We start from the raw sequence: 17392 nt of genomic DNA on the forward strand, positions 1-17392 counted from the left end.
TCGGCAATGCCCTCAACCCAGCACCGAACTCCCAAGGAGCGACCGATGAGCAACCCCTTCGAGAACGACGAGGCGCAGTACCGGGTCCTGGTCAACGACGAGGGCCAGCACTCCCTGTGGCCGGCTTTCCTGGACGTCCCCGCCGGCTGGACGGCCGTCTTCGGCGAGAGCGACCGCGCCGCCTGCCTCGCCTATGTCGAGGAGCACTGGACCGACCTGCGCCCGCGCAGCCTGGCCGCCCGGCACGAGGCCGACGCCCGCAGCTGACCCAGGCCCTGTCCGGCCCACGGCCCGGCGGCAGCGAACGCGAGAGAACCGAACGTGAATCTGAGAGGCGACGCCCAAATGACTGTCAGTGAGGACTGCTTTCCGGTCTCCGCCGCCCAGGACCGGCTGCTGGTACTCGATCGGATGAACCCCGGAAGCCCGCAGTACAACCTGTTCGCGGCCTTCCTCGTTCGGGGCGCCTTCGACCCGAAGGTGTTCGAGGAGTCCCTGTCGCTGGCCGTGGACCGCCACGAGGCGCTGCGAACGGTCTTCCGGGTGGTCGGCGGCGTCCACCGGCAGGTCGTCCGCAGCGAGGGCCGCGCCGACCTGGAGACGGTGCGCCACATCCACCCCGACGAGGTGACCGAGCTGCTGCGGGACCGGGCACAGCGCTCCTTCGACCTGGCCGAAGGTCCGCTGCTGCGCTGCGTACTCGCGGAGGTCACCGACGGCAGCTGGGCCGTGCTGCTCACCATGCACCACCTGATCGCCGACGGCTGGTCGCTGGAGGTCCTGCTCAGGGAACTCTCCCTCTCCTACCGCGAGTTGGCCGAGGGCCGGATCCCGTCGTTTGCCGAACTGCCGATCCAGTACGCCGACTTCGCCGCCTGGCAGCGCGAACGGATCGAGTCGGGCGAGTACCGCGACCAGATCGGGTACTGGCGGGACTCGCTGCACGGAGCGCCCGAATTCCTCGAACTGCCGGTGGACTTCCCCCGACCGCAGGTGCTCACCCCGCACGGCGGAAACGAACGGTTCGTACTGCCCGCCGAGCTGGTCGAGCGACTGGAGCAGGCCGGACGGCAGTCCGGTGCCACCCTCTTCATGACCCTGCTCGCCGCCTACAGCGTCTTTCTGGCCCGGCTCTCCGGGCAGCCGGACGTGGTGGTGGGCGTTCCCACCGCCGGCCGCGAGCGGCCCGAACTGCACGATGTGGTCGGTCTGTTCGTCAACACCGTCGCGCTGCGCACCGATCTCTCGGACGACCCCTCCTTCCCCGAACTGCTGGAGCGGGTGCGCGTTCGGACGGCGGAGGGGCAGCCCCACCACGACGCGCCGTTCGACAGCGTGGTCTCGGCCATCGCCCCGGTCCGGGAGCTCAGCCACGACCCGGTGTTCCAGGTGATGTTCTCCTTCGACGACGAGACCGACATCGCCCTCGACCTTCCCGGCACCTCCGTCCGGCGGGTCGAATTCCTGTTGGACATCGCCAAGTTCGACTCCATGCTGTACATGGAGCGCAGCGGCGGCGAGCTCCGCGCCCGCTTCGAGTACCGCTCGGACCTGTTCGCCCCCGAGACCGTGAAGCAGTGGGTCGAGAGCTTCGTGGCGCTGTTGGAGGGGTTGTTGGTGGGTGGTGGCCGTCCGGTGGGTGCGGTGCCGCTGGTGGTGGGGGAGCGGCGGGTGGAGGTGCTGTCGGGGTGGAACGCCACTGAGGTCGCGGTCGTGCCTGGTGTGGTGCATGGGCTGGTGGGGCGGGATCCGTCGCGTGCGGCGGTGGGTTGTGGTGATGTGGTGTTGTCGTACGGGGAGTTGGGGGAGCGTTCGGATCGGCTGGCCTGGTGTCTGCGGGGGCTGGGGGTGGGTCCTGGTGTGGTGGTGGGGATCTGTCTGGGGCGGTCGGTGGAGATGGCTGTGGCGGTGCTGGGTGTGTTGAAGGCGGGTGGTGCGTATGTGCCTCTCGATGCGGCGTATCCGGTGGCGCGGTTGGGGTTCATGGTGGCGGACTCGGGTGCTCGGGTGGTGGTGACCGAGGAGGCGTTGGCGGGCAGGGTCGCCGGTCTGGGCGCTGAGTTGGTGGTGGTGGACGGTGTGGATGCGGTGCGGGTGGCGCAGGCGCCGGAGGTTGCGCTGCCGGTGGTGGGTGGGTCGGATCTGGCGTATGTGATCTACACCTCGGGGTCGACGGGTCGTCCCAAGGGGGTGGCGGTCGAACACGGTTCACTGCTGAACCTCGCCGTCGCCCAGGGGCCGGAGTTCGGTATCACGGCCGAGTCCCGGGTCCTGCAGTTCGCCTCCTTCAGCTTCGACGTCTCCGTCTCCGACATGTTCTTCACCTGGGTCGCCGGCGGCTATCTCCAGATCGCCGCCGAGGACGAGCGCCTGGGCCGCCCGCTGTTCGACCGGCTGCGGGACTCCCGGATCACCTCCGTGACCTTCCCCCCGTCCGCCGTCGCCTCGCTGCCCTGGTCTCCCGGTGCACTGCCCGACCTGGAGATCCTCAACGTCGGCGGGGAGGCGTTCGCAGCCGACCTGATCGAGCCCTGGGCCCAGGACCGCCTGGTGGTGGATGCCTACGGGCCGACCGAGAGCACGGTCTGGACCACCCTCGCGGCCTTCCACCCCGGACGGACGCCGCTGATCGGCGGCCCGCTGGCGAACCTTCAGGTGTACGTCCTGGACGGGCTCCTCGAACCGGTGCCGCTCGGTGTGGCCGGGGAGCTGTATGTCGGTGGTGTCGGTGTGGCCCGGGGCTATGTGGGCCGCCCGGCCCTGACGGCCGAGCGCTTTGTCGCCGACCCGTTCGGGCCGCCCGGCTCGCGGCTCTACCGCACCGGGGACCTGGCCCGCTGGCGCGACGGCGGTCGACTGGAGTTCCTCGGCCGGGTCGACGACCAGGTCAAGGTGCGCGGCTTCCGGATCGAACTCGGCGAGGTCGAGGAGGCACTGCGCGCCCACGCGGGCGTGGACCGCGCGGTGGTGGTGGCCCGCCGCGAGGAGGGGGCGACGGAGGCCCGGCTGGTCGCCTACCTCGGCGCCAGCGGCGACGGCGTCCCGCCGGGCGAGGAACTGCGCGCCTGGCTGAGTGCCCGGCTGCCGACCTATATGGTGCCGGAGGTGTTCGTCGCCCTGGAGGTCTTCCCGACCACCCGGGCGGGCAAGGTGGACAAGGCCGCGCTGCCCGCACCGCAGGCCGTACGGCCCGAGCTGGCGCAGACGTACGTCGCGCCGCGCTGCGACACCGAGCGCAGGCTGTCGAAGATCTGGGCCGGGGTGCTCCAGGTGGACCGGGTCGGCGTCCACGACAACTTCTTCGACCTGGGCGGGACTTCGATCCGCCTGCTGGCGGTGCAGGCGCAGCTGAAGGAGCACGGGCTGGATGCCGGTATCCGACTGCCCGAGCTGTTCCGCTTCCCGACCGTCGGCGCGCTCGCCGCCCACCTGGACAGCAGCACCGCCGCGGACGCTCCGGCCGCGGGCAGTACCGAATCCTCCAACCGGGGCGCGGAGCGCCGCCGACGCGTAGCCGCTCTGGGAGCCAGGCGCGGGGCAGACACTGACGGAAAGGCCGGACGTTGAACGACAACCCCCTCTCGGACGCGATAGCGGTCGTCGGGATGAGCGGGCGCTTCCCGGGCGCCGCCACCCTCGACGCCTACTGGGACAACCTGCGGGACGGTATCTGCTCGATCACCGACTTCACCCTCGAAGAGGCGCTCGCCGACGGTGCCGACCCCGCCGAGGTGTCCAGGCCCGACTATGTCCCCGCCAAGGGCCTGTTGGCCGACGCGGACCGCTTCGAGGCGGAGCTCTTCGGCTTCAACCCCAGGGAGGCCGCCGTCCTCGACCCGCAGCACCGCCTGCTGCTGGAGACCGCCTGGAAGGCCCTGGAGGATGCCGGGTACGACCCGCGCGCCGTACCCGAAACGACCGGCGTCTACGTCGGTGGCGGACTCACCGAGCACGCCGTCGCCGCCCAGGGCGACTTCCGGCTCGCCGAGGAACGCGGCGTCATGCAGGTGAAGCTGCTGACCGACAAGGACTATCTGGCCTCCTGGATCTCCTACCGGCTCGGCCTGCGCGGCCCCAGCATGGTGGTGCAGACCGCCTGTTCGACCTCGCTGACCGCTGTCCACCTGGCGGTACAGAGCCTGCTGCTCGGCGAGTGCTCGCTCGCGCTGGCAGGCGGTGTCGCGGTGGACAACCTCGCCAGGCGCGGCTACCTCTACTACGAGGGCGGTGTCGCCTCCCCGGACGGCCGCTGCCGCCCCTTCGACGAGCAGTCCGCCGGAACGCTGGGCGGCAACGGCGTGGGCCTGGTGGTGCTGCGGCGCTACGAGGACGCACTGCGCGACGGCGACCGCGTGTACGCGGTGATCCGCGGCTCCGCGGTGACCAACGACGGGGCCGCCAAGGTCGGCTTCACCGCCCCGAGTCCGGAAGGACAGCAGGCTGTCCTGGCCGAGGCGATGGCGGCGGCCGGTGTCTCCCCGCGCGACCTCCAGTACATCGAGATGCACGGCAGCGGCACCGCCCTGGGCGACCGGATCGAGGTCGGCGCCGCCACCGCCGCGTTCGGCGCCGAGCCCGGCGAGACGGCCTGGTGCGGCATCGGCTCGGTCAAGTCCAACATCGGGCACCTGGACGCCGCCGCCGGAATCGCCGGACTGCTCAAGGTCGTCCTGATGCTGCGACGCCGCAGCCTCGTCCCGACCGCCAACTTCCAACGGCCCAACCCCGAACTGGAGTTGGAGAAGACGCCGTTCTACGTGGTGGACCGCACCGCCGAGTGGCCCAGGCCCGAGGGTGCGCGCCGCCGGGCCGGAGTGACCTCGGTCGGCCTGGGCGGTACCAACGTCCACGTCGTCCTGGAGGAGGCCCCTGACCAGCCCGCACCCGACACCCAGGCCCAGACCACCCAGCTGCTGCCGCTCTCCGCCCGTACCGAGCGCAGCCTGCTCGGCGCCGCCGAGGCGCTCAGCCGTCACCTCGCCGAGCCCGCCACGGTGCCGCTGGCCGACGTCGCCCACACCCTCCAGAGCGGCCGCTCGGCGCTCGGCGTGCGCGGCTGTGTGGTGGCCAGGACGGCGGTGGAGGCCGCCGAGGAGCTGCGGCTGCTGGCCGGGTCGGGCCGGACCCGCACGGTCTGCTCGCCCGGCGCACCGGTCTTCCTGCTGTCCGGTCAGGGCGGTCACTACCCCGGCATGGGCGCGGACCTGTACCGCGCGTACCCGGCCTTCCGGGACGCCTTCGACGCCTGCGCCCAACGGCTGACGGAGCGCCACGGCATCGACCCGCGCTCCTGGCTGCCCGGCGCCGCACCGACCGGCGACGACGCCGGCTCCACCGCCTACTGGCAGCCGGCACTGTTCAGCCTGGAGTACGCCGCCGCCCGCCTGTGGGCCGGTTGGGGCGTCACCCCGGCGGCGGTGGTCGGCCACAGCCTGGGCGAGTACCCGGCCGCGGTGCTCGCCGGGGTCTTCACCCTGGACGAGGCGCTGGATCTGGTGGTGACCCGCGCCCGGTTGATGGCCGGCACCGCGCCGGGCCGGATGGTGGCCGTCGCGCTTGCGGAGGCCGAACTGCTGCCGCTGCTGGAGGGACACGGAAACGTCGCGCTGGCCGCCGTCAACGGCCCCGCGGCCTGCGTCCTGTCAGGACCGGTGGAGGACGTGGACCGGATCACCGCGGAACTGGCGGCCAGGCGCATCGGCGCCCGTCCTCTCGCCACCGGCCACGCCTTCCACTCCCCGGCGATGGACGAGATCCTCGACGCCTTCGAGGCCGAGGTCGCCGGGATCGGACCGCGCCGCCCCGCAGGACCGTTCGTCTCCACCGTCACCGGTGGCACGGCCGACCCCGCGCGGGTGGCCACGGCGGCCTACTGGCGGGACCAACTGCGGCTGCCGGTACGGTTCGCCGATGCCGTGGCAGCGGCGGGAGAGCTCACCGACGGACCGTTGCTGGAGCTCGGCCCCGGCAATGCGCTGACCGGTCAGGCCCGACGCGTGCTGCCGGGCCGGCCCGCGCACGCCACGCTGGCCGAGGACACCGAACAGGCCCGCACCCTGCGCGCCCTGGGCGAGCTGTGGACGTCCGGGCAGCAGGTGAACTGGCCGGCGGTGACCGGCCCCGACGTCCGGCGCGCCCACCTGCCCGGGTACGTCTTCGACGGGGCCCCGCGCGGGGCCCTCACCCGTACCGTCGCCCAGCCCGCCGCTCCGGTTGCGCCATCGGTGCCGACACAGACGCTGGCCGGCTCCGAACCGGCTGTGCAGTCACCTGCCGCGCAGTCACCGATCGTGCCGACGCCTCAGGACTCCGTTCGCGACCGGATCGCCGAGCTGCTCATGGAGTCCCTCGGCATCGAGTCGGACGCCGGGCTGGACCGCTCCTTCTTCGACGCCGGAGGGGACTCCCTCGCCGCCGTCCACCTCGCGGGCAAACTCCGTGACTCCCTGGAGATCGAGATCCCGATCGCCCTGCTGCTGGAGCAGATCACGCTCCGCGAGCTGATCGACAGGATCGCCGAGACCAGGGAGAGTCGGGACAGCGACGGGTTGATCGACTCCCTGCTCAGCGAAATCGAGTCGGGCGGCTGACCCGCCGAGCAACGAGCCCCGAGCAGCGGGCCCGAGGAATGTCCCAAGAACGAGGAAAGACCGACACCATGGCCACCAGCAAGCTCCTGCCATTCGCTTCCAGGACGCCGGACCCGGCGACGACTCGTCGGCTCTACTGCTTCCCGCCCTCCGGTGGCGGCGCCTCCGGCTTCGTGCCGTGGCGGGCGCCGCTCGCCGGGGCGGCGGCGGTCGAACCCGTGCAGTACCCGGGCCGCGAGAGCCGGATCGTCGAACCCCTTGCCGTCGATCTTCGGGCGCTGGCCCGGGACATCGCCGCAGAGCTGGAGCCGGACACCTTCACCGGCTACGCCCTGCTGGGCCACAGCATGGGTGCCGTGGTGGCCTTCGAGGTGGTCCGGGAACTGCGCCGCCGCGCCGCCCGCCTGCCCGACCTGCTGGTGGTCTCCGCCGCCCCGGCGCCCCAACGTCCCCTGGAGGGGCGGCCGCAGCCCGCCGACGGCGACGAAGCCTACGAGGACTATCTGCGCCTGCTCGGCGGCACCTCGCCCGAGGTCCTCGCCACGCCGGAGCTGATGGAACTGATCATCCCCGTGCTGCGCTCGGACCTGGCGCTGCTGACCAACTACCGCCACCGGCCCGAACCACCGCTCGACATCCCGATCCTGGCCGTGGGAGGCAGCAGCGACCCGGTGGTGTCACCGGAGGACCTTTCCGGCTGGGCGGAGCACACGACGGCGGAGTTCACCCTCGAACTGCTGCCCGGCGGCCACTTCTACTTCCGCGACTCCGACCAGCTCTTCCAGATCGTCCGCCGCCACCTGGCCGACCTTTCCCACCGCTAGGCCCTGTCCGGCCGATCCTGCCGGGCGCGCGACGCCGGGCATCCCTCCCCCGGCCTCCGGCCGGGAGGTGCCCCCTCGGACGCACGACCGGATTGCCCGAGTACGCCCAGTACGAGGCCGATCCGGTCGCACGCCCAGCCGGGCGCCCGGCGCCGCGCGCCCCGCGGCGTCAGCCGCAGGTGTCACAGCCGACAGGATCGACCGGACAGGGCCCAGGCCCGCCCCCGGATCCTTGCGCAGTCGGGAACGTCTTCGGGGTGCGGGGCCCTGCTGGATCGACTGCGTGCGGACCCATAGCCGAGAGGACGCACCACACATGACCACCTCGACCCAAGACTCCACAACCACCCGCGAGCAGCAACTCGACCGCGCCTACGCCCGGTTACGCGCCGAGTTGCCCGCCGCCGACCTGGCGGGCGCCGCCCAGGCGGCCGTCCGTCTGCACGCCGCCCTCGCCCGGGGCGGCACCTCGGACCAGGGCGTGGTCCTGGTCGCGTACGGAGGCGGCAAGGACAGCAGTTACGCGCTGGCCTTCGTCCGGGCGATGCAGCTGGTCCTGCACCGGATCCACGGCCGCACCTTCCGGATGAGAGTGGTGACCAACCGTCATGCCGGTATGCCCCCGGCGGTGATGGAGAACATCGACCGCGTCTACCGCGCGCTCGAACTGACAGCCGACCCCGACTGCGAGCTGCTGCTGGTCGACGGCGAGGAGATCGTTCCGTTCCGGGCCGATCTGCCCATCCCCGAAAGGGTGGTGGAGCGCAACCGCGCCGACATCCTGATGACCGGGCACCGTGCGGCCGGCGACGGCCGTCCGACCTTCTGCAACGCCTGCAACCTGAGCATGGTCAAGTCCTTCGGCCTCGCTGCCGCCCACGCGGGCGGGGTGGACCTCATCGTCACCGGTGACTCGCCTGAGGAACAGCGCGCGTACTACCGCTGGACCAGCCGCCTGTCCCGCCGTCTGGGCCGCACCGCCACGGTGGCGAGCCCGGCGGCGGTGCCGGCTCCAAACGGTCAACGCCGGGGGTTCAAGCGGGTGCTGGAGAAGTTCGACGGGATCTCGCAGTCCTACTTCGCCGACATCCACGGGGCGGAGGCCGTGGATGCCGCCGTGCACGGTGTGCCGCACCAGGTCCGCGAGGGCCTCGAGTTCTTCTCGATCTACCAGGAGACCAACTACGCGAGCGGCAGCCACTGGGAGTTCCTGACCGGGTTCCTGGGTTTCGTCTTCGACGACCTGGCCTTCAGCTTCAGCGAGTCGGACTGCGGGAACCCGGGCCTGATGGCACACCTGCGGGGCCTCAAGTGCGAGCACCGGTACGGCCGTTCGTACGCCGAGGGGCTCGACGAGTACGTGGCCTTCGCCACCGGGATCATGCGCCGCAAGGACTTCCCCGACCGGCTGGTCGACCTCGTCCAGCGCCGGTACGAGGGTGAGGCCGGGGTGGCCAGGATGCGTGCCCTGATGGACGACTACGCGCGGGCGGCCTACGGGCTCACCGAGGAGCAGCTGATCTGCATGGTCCACGCCCCGTTCGTGGACAAGGGCGCCGCTCTGGCCGACTACCTCGCCGCCGAGCAGCCGCACCTCGCCGGGAGGCTGGCCGAGGTGCACGAGCTGCTGTCCGGTGAGGGTGAGGGCGAGGGCGAGGGCGAGGGCGAGCGCGCCGGGCGCCCTACGGAACTGGCCGAGGAGCTGGCCCGGTTCAGCGGGCTGACGCTCAGCCGCCTGCGGGTGCTGTACCGGGCCTCGCTGCTGCCGGGTGGCGGCCAGGAGTCCGGCCTACTGGGCGCCATCCTCGACGGTGATCCGCACAAGGAGGCCATCCGCACCAGGCACCGGGCCGACGGCCCGGCCGTCCTGGAACTGATCTCCGGACGCTGACCGGCGTCCGCCGGGCCAGGCCCGCCCCTGGCCCGGCGCAGCCCCGGCCCCTCGCGTACGACCACGACCTTCGCACTCCCAGGACCGATCGGAATGGTAACTGTGGCTCAACCCCAGGTAGACGTGTGTGTGCACACGCTGTTCGAGGCGCGGGCAGCGCAGACCCCCGACGCCGTGGCGCTGATCCTCGGCAGTGACTCGGGCTCCGAGTCGACGAGCATCGAGCCGCCAAGCATCGAGCCGATCAGCTACGGGCAGCTGAACGCGCGCGCCAACCGGCTGGCCCGCCACCTCGTGGGCCAGGGCGTCAGGCCCGGCTCGCTCGTCGGCGTGCACCTTGAGCGCGGCATCGAGATGGTCGTCGCGGTGCTCGCCGTGCTCAAGGCCGGCGCCGCCTACACCATGCTGGACCCGGACTTCCCCCCGGACCGGCTGCGCGAGGTGGTGGCCGACGCACAGGTCTCTGCGGTGGTGTACTGGTCGGCCACCGCCCGTGGCCTGTTCGACCGCCGCCTGCCGACCCTGCTGGTCGACGTGGACGCGAACGCCGCCCGGATCGCCGCGCACCCGGCCGAGGACCTGGGCCTGCCACTCGACGCGGCTGACCTGGCCTGCGTGATGTTCACCTCCGGATCCACCGGGCGGCCCAAGGGCGTCGCGGCCCCGCATCTGGCGATCACCGCCACCCTGCTGGGCCAGGACTATCTGGACTTCGACGCCTCCGCCGTCTGGCTGCAGTGCTCGCCGGTCTCCTGGGACGCCTTCGCCCTGGAGCTGTGGGGCGCCCTGCTCACCGGGGCGACCTGTGTCCTCCAGCCCGGACAGCGTCCCGAACCGGCGGTGCTGTCGGCCCTGGTGGCCCGGCACTCCGTCACCAACCTCTACCTCTCCGCCGGGCTGTTCAACGTCGTCGCCGACGAGTACCCCGACGCACTGGCGGGCCTGCACCGGCTGGTCGTCGGAGGCGAGGCGCTCTCGGCTGCCCACGTGCGGCGGGCCCTCGCCCGCCACCCGCAGCTGCGGCTGTCCAACGGGTACGGACCCGTCGAAGGCATGGTCTTCATGACCACCCACGCCGTCGCGGCCGCCGACGCTGACCGCTCCTCGATACCGATCGGACGCCCGATCGCGGCCAAGCAGGTCTATGTCCTGGACGAGAAGCTGCGGCCGGTCGCCGACGGTGCCGTCGGCGAGCTGTACGCCGCCGGGGCGGGGCTCGCCCACGGCTACACGGGACGTCCCGAGCTGACCGCCGAGCGCTTCGTGGCCGACCCTTTCGGCGCGTCCGGTGAGCGGATGTACCGAACCGGCGACCTGGTGCGCCAACACGCCGACGGGCCAATGGAGTTCATCGGACGCGCGGACCGCCAGGTCAAGATCCGGGGCTTCAGGATCGAGCCCGGTGAGGTCGAGGCCGTACTCGCCCGCCACCGCTCGGTCGAGCGGGTCGCGGTCCTCGCCCGCGAGGACACCCCCGGCAACGGGCGCCTCGTCGCCTACGTCGTCCCGGCCGCAGCCGGCGCGCCCGCCGGCGGTACGGCCGCAGCCGCCGACGGGATCGGCAGCGGGATCGGCGAGGAACTGCGCCGCCACGCCGCCGCCGTACTCCCGGACCACCTGGTGCCGGCGGCCTTCGTGACCCTCGACGCGCTGCCGCTGACGCCCGCCGGAAAGCTGGACCGGGCCGCCCTGCCCGCACCGCCGCAGCCCGCCACCCACGCCACCGGTCGCGCACCGCGCACCGCCCGCGAGGAGATCCTCTGCGGCGTCTTCGCCGAGGTCCTCGGTCTTCCCTCGGTGGGCATCGACGACAACTTCTTCGAATCCGGCGGCAATTCGCTGCTGGCAGCCCGGCTGCTCAGCCGTATCCACGCCGCCCTGGGAGCCGAGCCGGGTGTCCGGGCACTCTTCGAGGGCCCGACCGTGGCGGCCCTCGCCCAGCGCCTCACCGCCGCTGCCGCCGCCTCCGCCGAGGGGGCGGCCCGACCGCGGCTGCGCCCTGCCGACCGCCCGGCCACCCTCCCGCTGTCCTCCGCGCAGCGCCGCCTCTGGTTCCTCGACCGGGTGGGCGACGGTGTCGCGTACAGCATGCCGATGCTGGTCCGGCTGCGCGGCGAGCTGGACCCGCAGGCGCTGGCCGCCGCGCTCGGCGACGTGGTCGTCCGGCACGAGGCGCTGCGCACCCTCTATCCGGAGGTCGAGGGCGAGCCCGTCCAGCGGGTGCTGCCGGCGGAGCAGGCCCACCCGGCCTTCGAGACGGTGCCCGTCGAGCGGACCGAGCTCGAAGCCCGGATCGCCGAGGCCGCCCGCCACCGCTTCGACCTCGCCGCCGAACTCCCCCTCCGCGCCGTCCTGTTCACCGTCCGGGAGAGCGCATCGGCGGTCCCCGAACACGCACTGCTGCTGCTGATGCACCACATCGCCACCGACGGCTGGTCGCTGCCGCCGCTGATGCGCGACCTGTCCGTCGCCTACCGGGCGCGGATCGGCAGCAGTGCGCCGGACTGGACGCCACTGCCGATCCAGTACGCGGACTACACCCTCTGGCAGCAGGAGCTGCTCGGCGAACCCGGCGGGCCCGACAGCCTGCTGGGGCGCCAACTCGCCCACTGGCGGCAGACACTGGACGGAATACCGGAGGAGCTGCGGCTGCCGCGCACCCGCAGCCGCGGGCAGCGGGACTCGACCCGCGCCGAGACCGTCCTTCGCCGACTGGACGCCGACCGGCACACCCGTCTGGTCGAACTCGCCCGGCGACACGGGTGCACGCTCTTCATGGTGCTCCAGGGCGGCCTGGCCGTCCTGCTGTCCCGACTGGGCGCGGGCGAGGACATCCCGATCGGTGCCCCGATCGCCGGTCGCGGCGAGGACGCCCTGGACGACCTCGTCGGCTTCTTCGTCAACACCCTGGTCCTGCGCACCGACGTCTCCGCAGACCCCACCGTCGGTGAACTGCTGGCCCGGATCCGCGACACCGACTTGGCCGCCTACGCCCACCAGGACGTCCCCTTCGAGCAGTTGGTGGACGAGCTGCGCCCGACCAGGTCGCTGAACCGCAACCCGCTGTTCCAGGTCATGCTCGCGCTCCAGAACAACGACCGGGCCGAACTCGCCCTTCCGGGCGTAGAATCCCGCGTCGAGGTGGTCAGGACCGGTTCCGCCCGGTTCGACCTGGTCCTGGACGCCACCGACAGCTACACCCGCGACGGCGCCCCGAACGGCATCGACCTCACCGTCGAGTACCGCGCCGACGCCTTCGACGGCGACACGATGCTGCGGCTGTCCGATGCGCTCACCCGGGTGCTCGACGCCATGGCCGCCGCACCGGACGCGCCGATCGGCGCCATCGAGCTGCTCTCCGCGCAGGAACGCGACGAGATCCTGCACAGCTGGAACGACCGGACGGCGGCCCCGCCCGAGCGGCCCGTCCACCGGCTCGTCGCCGACCGCGCCGCCGAGCACCCCGACGCCCCCGCCGTCGTCCACGGCGACACCACCCTTTCCTACCGCGAACTGCTCACCCGGGCCGACCGGTTGGCCGCCCGGCTGCGCGCCGAGGGCGCCGGTCCCGAGACCCTGGTCGGGGTCTGCCTGCCCCGGTCGGCCGAGATGGCCGTCGCAGTCCTCGCGGTGCACCGCGCAGGCGCCGCCTACCTCCCGCTCGACCCTGCCCACCCCGACGACCGGATCGCCTACATGGCGGCCGACTCCGGCGCGCAGCTGCTCCTCGCCGACGCCTCGACCGCGGCACGGCTCTCCGGAACAGGTGTACACACACTTCTGTTCGACGAGACATCGGATACCGAGGCGGCCCCGGCGCCCGACGCCGTCGACGACCTCGCGTACGTCATCTACACCTCCGGCTCCACCGGCCGCCCCAAGGGCGTCGCCGTCGGCCACCGTTCGCTGGCCAACCTGGCCACCGCCCAGGGGCGCGACTTCGGCGTGACGCCCACCGACCGGGTCCTCCAGTACGCCTCACTCGGCTTCGACGCCTCCGTCTCCGAGCTCTACGTGACCTGGACGGCAGGTGCGGCCCTGCACATCGCCGCCGAGGACGAGAAGTTGGGCGAGCGGCTGGCCGCCCGCCTGCGCGACTCCGCGATCACCGCCGTCACGCTGCCCCCGTCCGTGCTGGCCTCGCTCCCGGCCGGGCCCGCGGAGCTGCCGGAGCTGCGGACCCTGGTCGTGGCGGGGGAGTCCTGCCCGGCGGACCTGGTCGAGCGGTGGGCGCAGGGCCGGCGGTTCATCGACGCCTACGGGCCGACCGAGAGCACCGTCTGCGGCACACTCGCGCAACTCGCCCCCGGCGACACCCCGGTGATCGGCCGCCCGTTGGCCAACCTGCGGGTCTACGTCCTGGACGAGCGGCTGCGCCCCGTCCCGGTCGGTGCGCCCGGCGAGATCCACCTCGGCGGCGCCGGACTCGCCCGCGGCTACGTCGGCCGCCCCGGCCTCACCGCCGAGCGCTTCGTCCCCGACCCCTACGCCACGCTGCCCGGCGCCCGGATGTACCGAACCGGCGACCTCGGCCGCTTCGGCCCGGACGGGTCCCTGGAGTACCTCGGACGCACCGACGACCAGGTGAAGCTGCGGGGCGTACGGATCGAGCCCGGCGAGGTCGAGGCCGTCCTCGCCGGACACCCGTCCGTCGCCCAGGCGGCGGTGACCGTCCGCGAGGACACACCCGGCGACCTGCGACTCGTCGCGTACGTCGTCCCGAGCCCCGGCCACGAGACACGTCCGGACGTCCTGCGACTCCACGCGGCGGCGGCTCTGCCCGCTGCGCTGGTCCCCAGCGCCTTCGTCGCGCTGACCGCCCTGCCCCTCACCACCAGCGGCAAGGTGGACCGGGCGGCCCTTCCCGCACCGGACGACCGTCGTCCCGAGCTCGGCCCCGGCTACCTCGCGCCGCGTACCGGCCTTGAGCAGCGGCTGGCCGGGATCTGGGCCGAGGTGCTGCACCTGGACCGGGTCGGCGTCCGCGACAACTTCTTCGACCTGGGCGGCAATTCACTACGCGCCGTCCGCGCCGCCGCGCGCATCGAGAGCTCGGAGGGCCGGCCCGCAAACACCGCCCAGTTCTTCGAGGCACCCACCGTCGAAGCCTTCGCCCGGCTGCTCGGCGAGCAGGCGGCGGCCGGGGCGCAGCCGCCGGCCCAGGCGCCCATCCCGCGCCTGCCCCGGGCCCGCCGCACCCCCGCCGGGGAGGCCCGGCCGTGACCCAGATCCTCTCCCACCTCGCAAGGGACGGTGCACCCGTGACCACCCTGACCAGCAAGCCCCCGGTCGAGACCGGCCCCCTCGACGCGGTCGACCTGCTCGACCCCGATCTGCACGCCACCCGTGACCTCACCGAGGTCTGGCGCCGGCTGCGCACCGACGAGCCGGTGCGGTGGCAGCCCGCCAGGGGCGGAAACCCGGGGTTCTGGGTGGTGACCCGGCACGCCGATGTGCTGAACATCGCCCGTGACACCCGGTCGTTCACCTCGATCCACGGCAATATGCTCGGCACGCTGCTGCGCGGCCACGACCCGGGCTCCGGCCGGATGCTCGTCGTCACCGACGGCCCCCGCCACGGCGAGCTGCGCAAGCTGCTCTCCGGCGGCTTCGGCCCCCGCTCGCTCGGGCCGATCGGGGAGTCCATCACCACCGCGACCCGCGAGCTGGTGGCCGGCCTGGTGGAGCGCGGCGGCGGCGACTTCGTCACCGAGGTCGCCGCTCAGGTCCCGCTCGGCGCGATCTGCGAACTGCTGGCCATCCCGCACGCCGACCGCCCGAACGTGCTGGACCTGACCAACCGGGCCATGCTCGGCGAACACACCGAGGAACTCGGACTGGAGGCGAGGATCGCCCAGAGCGAGATCCTGCTCTACTACACCCGTCTGGCCGCCGAGCGGCGAAAGACACCCGGCGACGACGTCATCAGCCTGCTGGTCGCCAGCGAGATCGACGGACACCCGCTCACCGAGGAGGAGGTGCTGCTCAACTGCTACAACCTCATCATCGGCGGTGACGAGACAGCCCGGCTCTCGATGGCCGGCGGCCTGCTGGCGCTGGCCTCGGACACCTCGGGCCAGTGGGACCGGCTCAGGTCCGATCCTCAACTGGTCGACACCGCGGTCGAGGAGATCCTGCGCTGGACCACCCCCGCCGCGCACGTGGGCCGCACGGCCGTCACCACGACCGAACTTCACGGCCGACGGATCGCCCCCGGCGACGTGGTGACCCTGTGGAACGCCTCGGCCAACCGGGACGAGACGGTCTTCGACGACCCCGACACCTTCGACGTGGCCCGCGACCCCAACCGCCACCTCACCTTCGGCTACGGTCCGCACTTCTGCCTGGGCGCCCAACTGGCCCGGATCGAGATCCGCGCCCTGCTCCACGCCCTGCGCGAGATGGTCGCCACCGTCGAGGTCACCGGCCAGGTCCACTGGCTCCCGTCCAACTTCATCAGCGGCGTCTCCACCCTCCCCGTCGCCCTGACCGGCGCATAGACCACTGCGGGGCGGAAGCGACGGACCCACACCGTCACTCCCGCCCCGCAGGCCCCGCACAGGCCCGCACAGGCCCGAACAGGCTGGAACAGGCCCGAGCGGCCACTGTCTCGCCGACCCGGCCACCGGCACCCTGCACGGCCGCATCGCCTACCCGATGCGCGACGTCGAGAACGTGACCGCGAGCTGCATGGCGTGGACGCCCAGGCCGCCCACTCCCCAGAGTCCGATGCTCTCCTTGATCCGCAGCCGCTGTGCATCAGGGCGGCGTGTGGCGTCGACCAGGCCCGCGCCGAGGCCGCCGCGCTCCTCGCCTCCGTACTCACCGCCTGGCTGGACGAAGCCGCTCCCGGCTCGGCACCGGCCGACGGCCGCACCGCAGCGAGATCAGCACGGCCACGGACTTTCGGGGCAACCGCTCGGATTCGCAGGGGGATTGATCAGCGGAGCGCTTCGAGCAGGGGGATCGTCTGCTCCGGTCCCGGCAGGTCGTTGATCTCGTCCCGGATCCGCTCGGCGGCGCGGCGGTAGCTCTGGTCGGCCAGCACGGCCGACACCGTCGTCCGCACCTCGTCCGGCGTCACAGTCACCGGGTCAAGCACCTGGGCGGTGCCGAGTTCGACACACCGCTGCGCGTTGTACGGCTGATCCGCGCCGAGCGGGAGCAGGACCGACGGCAGGCCGTGGGCGAGCGTTCCGACGAGGCTGCCGGAACCGCCGTGCGAGATGACCAGATCGCACTGCGGCAGAAGCAGCTCCTGCGGAACGAACTTTTCCACCCGGACACGGTCCGGCAGTGGCCCGAGCTCTGCGGGGTCGACGCGGTCGCCGACGGTCACGACGACGTTCACGGGGAGCTCCCGGAGTCCGGTGAGGACGCGCGAGAACAGGTCACTGGTGTTGTTCACGGTGCCGAGGGTGAAGTACACGGTGGGCGTGCGTGACGTGCTCGCGGACGGAGCGACGGCTGACTGCCGGAACGAGAACACGTCGGCCGGCAGGGGAAAACGCGGGTTTCGGAAGCTCGGCGGGAACGGCGCCAGGACCAGGTTCCGCTCCAGCATGGCGAGTTCGGGATCCAGCGGCAGGCCGTATTCGTTCCGCAGCTCGTGCAGCGGCTCGGCGACGACCTCCTTGCGCAGAAAGCCCCCGGCCGCGAGCACGAGGACGGTCGCGCAGGGAAGTGCGAGCGATTCGGCCGCGATTGCGGTGCCGAAGTCGACCTCGTCGCGCACCAGGACATCCGGTTTCCACGTACGGGCGAGTTCAAGTACCGCCGCAGCGTGGCGCCGTGCCCCGCGCCGGGCGAAGCCCTCCGTGAGCTGCCGGACCTCCGCCTCCGGATCGGGTGTGTCCAGCGTCCTGCGCTCCGTGGTCTCGGTGCGCCTGCGCGGCCCGCTCGTGGCGAAGGCGGTGAACCCGGCCGCCGCGATCTCGGACCCTCTACCGCCCGCACCGGCAACGGCAACCGTGTGCCCCGCCGCCTGAGCTGCGCGGGCCACCGGGATGAGCGGACGGAAGTGACCACTGCCACCGATGAATGTGAACAGGATTCGCATCGGCCGAGGTTATCGCCCCCGCGGCGAT

At 72.5% G+C, this 17392-nt stretch carries 8 protein-coding genes; 7 read left to right on the forward strand and 1 reads right to left on the reverse strand.

Annotated elements, in window-relative coordinates:
* The first annotated feature begins 45 nt into the window (after positions 1-45).
* The 7 genes from P3T39_RS28405 to P3T39_RS28435 all read left to right on the forward strand — a co-directional run bounded on the left by P3T39_RS28405 (position 46) and on the right by P3T39_RS28435 (position 15805).
* The gene (locus tag P3T39_RS28405) at positions 46-267 is read left to right on the forward strand and encodes an MbtH family protein (RefSeq protein WP_280701967.1); all 222 of its coding nucleotides are present in this window, start codon (positions 46-48) and stop codon (positions 265-267) included.
* Positions 268-345: 78 nt separating this feature from the next.
* Positions 346-3567 carry an amino acid adenylation domain-containing protein gene (locus tag P3T39_RS28410; protein ID WP_280701969.1) on the forward strand — a complete coding sequence of 1074 codons (3222 nt, stop codon included), beginning with the start codon at positions 346-348 and terminating at the stop codon, positions 3565-3567.
* The gene (locus tag P3T39_RS28415; protein ID WP_280701970.1) at positions 3564-6590 is read left to right on the forward strand and encodes a beta-ketoacyl synthase N-terminal-like domain-containing protein; all 3027 of its coding nucleotides are present in this window, start codon (positions 3564-3566) and stop codon (positions 6588-6590) included. The genes P3T39_RS28410 and P3T39_RS28415 overlap by 4 nt, the downstream gene beginning before the upstream one ends.
* A gap of 68 nt (positions 6591-6658) precedes the next feature.
* Complete coding sequence (locus P3T39_RS28420; RefSeq protein WP_280701972.1) at positions 6659-7414, forward strand: alpha/beta fold hydrolase; 756 nt, start codon at positions 6659-6661, stop codon at positions 7412-7414.
* 316 nt (positions 7415-7730) lie between these two features.
* A complete protein-coding gene (locus tag P3T39_RS28425; protein WP_280701974.1) occupies positions 7731-9305 on the forward strand; it encodes a PqqD family protein in 1575 nt (524 codons plus the stop codon).
* A 129-nt stretch (positions 9306-9434) separates the two neighbouring features.
* Positions 9435-14528: a non-ribosomal peptide synthetase gene (locus tag P3T39_RS28430; protein WP_280701976.1), complete on the forward strand. Its 5094-nt coding sequence runs from the start codon at positions 9435-9437 to the stop codon at positions 14526-14528.
* The gene (locus tag P3T39_RS28435) at positions 14525-15805 is read left to right on the forward strand and encodes a cytochrome P450 (protein WP_280701983.1); all 1281 of its coding nucleotides are present in this window, start codon (positions 14525-14527) and stop codon (positions 15803-15805) included. Before P3T39_RS28430 ends, P3T39_RS28435 begins: the two co-directional genes overlap by 4 nt.
* A 440-nt stretch (positions 15806-16245) precedes the next feature.
* Here P3T39_RS28435 and P3T39_RS28440 read toward each other — a convergent pair whose 3' ends face one another.
* Positions 16246-17364 carry a glycosyltransferase gene (locus tag P3T39_RS28440; RefSeq protein WP_280701985.1) on the reverse strand — a complete coding sequence of 373 codons (1119 nt, stop codon included), beginning with the start codon at positions 17362-17364 and terminating at the stop codon, positions 16246-16248.
* Between the last annotated feature and the right edge of the window lie 28 nt (positions 17365-17392).

The sequence above is a fragment of the Kitasatospora sp. GP82 genome (genome assembly GCF_029892105.1).
Taxonomy (GTDB): domain Bacteria; phylum Actinomycetota; class Actinomycetes; order Streptomycetales; family Streptomycetaceae; genus Kitasatospora.

What these genes read in the sequence shown, in the direction of transcription:
- P3T39_RS28405 (WP_280701967.1), top strand. Translation starts at nt 46, where the DNA reads ATGAGCAACCCCTTCGAGAACGACGAGGCGCAGTACCGGGTCCTGGTC.
- P3T39_RS28410 (WP_280701969.1), top strand. Translation starts at nt 346, where the DNA reads ATGACTGTCAGTGAGGACTGCTTTCCGGTCTCCGCCGCCCAGGACCGG.
- P3T39_RS28420 (WP_280701972.1), top strand. Translation starts at nt 6,659, where the DNA reads ATGGCCACCAGCAAGCTCCTGCCATTCGCTTCCAGGACGCCGGACCCG.
- P3T39_RS28425 (WP_280701974.1), top strand. Translation starts at nt 7,731, where the DNA reads ATGACCACCTCGACCCAAGACTCCACAACCACCCGCGAGCAGCAACTC.
- P3T39_RS28440 (WP_280701985.1), bottom strand. Translation starts at nt 17,364, where the DNA reads ATGCGAATCCTGTTCACATTCATCGGTGGCAGTGGTCACTTCCGTCCG.